The organism is Staphylococcus sp. 231237_7MaSpsaltlick, assembly GCF_043107035.1.
This window is the reverse complement of the sequence record NZ_JBICNX010000437.1, coordinates 1-394: the sequence shown is the minus strand read 5'-3', so window position 1 is coordinate 394 and position 394 is coordinate 1. Positions and strand designations below refer to the sequence as shown.

Below are 394 nucleotides of genomic sequence, written 5' to 3'. Positions count from 1 at the left end.
TATTAATACTACCTAATTCCGTATTATTTGCATTAACTTCAGATTTTGAAAAATTAAAATCACTTTCACTAAAAGTTGAAACAGTATCTTTTATTTGTTGTATTGCTGACTGCACGTCTAAATGTTTGTCACTGTAGTGTATTGTTCTATGAGTACTTAAATCAAATGGGATTTTCTCGTCACTCTTTATCATTATGATAGTAGGTCTTTGTAATGCATGTCTAAATCCTAATTCATAAAAAACATTAGGATTATGGCTACTTAAATCAACGATAACTAAATCTGAATTTAACAGAAATTGTTCAATTTCTTCTGTTATTTTGTTGGAGGAAGATATCAAATCTGAACGGTTAATATCAAAATTTGTTAATGCTGGCTTTATTATCTTTGATAA

The 394-nt window shown here is 27.7% G+C and carries 1 pseudogene; it reads right to left on the bottom strand.

Annotated features, from left to right (window positions below):
* Positions 1–394: pseudogene (locus ACF91D_RS32235) on the bottom strand (hypothetical protein); the annotation flags it as partial.